Below are 1678 nucleotides of genomic sequence, written 5' to 3' on the forward strand. Positions count from 1 at the left end.
TATTGAATCAGGAACAAGACGATCTTCACCCGCTTGAATCACAAACGAGCCAGATTGTGATTCCGGGTAAGTGGTATCTGTACCACCAAGACCGTTACCATCAACATCCAAATCGCCTTCAGCCAGTGTTAGCACACCGTCATCGCCGCCCGCGGCATTGCTGCCATCCGTAAGGGAAATAGCCAATGTGCCGTCAGTGCTATCGCCATCATTATCGGTCGCTGTCACACCCAAATTAATATTGGTTAATTCACTGTCACTTTGATCAACAGGACCAGTGACAATTACTTGGTATGAACCATCCGTCGCGATAGTGACTGTCATCACCGCATCGCCCGTACTGTCGAGTACGGTTAATATATTATCAACAACCGTAAACGTGGTCACTGCGCCGTTACTCGTGATCCCCGTTAATCCAGGTTGCGCTGCTTGGAAGACAATACTGTCAATCGCATCTGAGCCCACATTTAATGGGATCTGACCAGACATTGTCTCGCCTTTATCATCGGTCTCATTAATGGTCACACCAGAATCAGTACCAAACGATGGATTTTCACCATCTGTTATCGTGATATCTACATTAGCTGGCGCATCTAAATCATCTCCATCGGTATCGGTCGCTTGCACTGGCACATTGATGTGAATTTCATCATTAGCGGACGTTATGTAGCCGCCGGTGTCGCCAGTATTCGTATGATCTAACGGGACATGCTGCGTGATGGTCACCGTAACTTTCACGTCTTGACCTTGCTGCTCGCCAGATAAAGACACCGTAACAGCAACAACGCCGTTTAATGCACCAACAAGATTGCCATCACTATCGACGCTAAAGGTCAGTGCTTGCCCGCCTGACGTTAGCTCAGCTTGCAGCTCTGCGATTAACGCAGCTTGTAAAGCAGGGTCGATAACAATCGAATCTGGAACTAAACGGTCTTCACCCGCCTTGATTACAAACGAGCAAGATTGTGATGCTGGGTAGCTGGTATCTGCTCCGCCTACACCGTTACCATCAACATCTAAATTACCTTCAGCCAGTGTTAGCGCACCGTCATCGCCACCCACGGCATTCTTGCCATCAGTGATACTGATGTCCATTGCGCCATCTGTACTGTCGCCGTCTTTATCTGTCGCAGTCACGTTCAAATTAATATTGGTTGATTCGCTATCACCTTGATCGATTGGACCTGTTACCGTGACTTTGTATGAGCCATCTGTCGCGATGATCACTGTCATCACTGGTTTATCTGCGCTATCCAGTACCGTTAATGTATTACCGACAACCGTGAATGTAGTCGCCTGACCATTACTCGTAATGCCAGCAAAACTTGGTTGATTTGATTGGAATACGATGGTCTCGATTTCATCAGAACCCACATTCAGCGGGATCTGACCTTCAATTACCTTGTTTTCGTCTGTTGACTCATTAATTGTCACACCAGAATCAATACCGAACGATGGGTTTTCACCATCTGTTATCGTGATATCTACATTAGCTGGTGCATCTAAATCATCACCGTCGGTATCGGTCGCTTGCACCGGTACATTGATGTGAATATTGTCACCGTCAAAAGTTACGTAACCACCATCACTTGAACCGTTATGGTCTAACGGCACATTCTGCGTGATGCTCACCGTAACCTTCACGTCTTGACCTTGCTGCTCGCCAGATAAAGACACA

At 47.1% G+C, this 1678-nt stretch carries 1 protein-coding gene; it reads right to left on the reverse strand.

The genetic code is table 11. From position 1 onward, the window contains the following. Positions 1–1678: hypothetical protein (locus tag CXF93_RS21950; protein ID WP_198551572.1), on the reverse strand; the 1678-nt coding region annotated here is incomplete at both ends.

The organism is Moritella sp. Urea-trap-13, from assembly GCF_002836355.1.
In the GTDB taxonomy this organism is placed as follows: domain Bacteria; phylum Pseudomonadota; class Gammaproteobacteria; order Enterobacterales; family Moritellaceae; genus Moritella.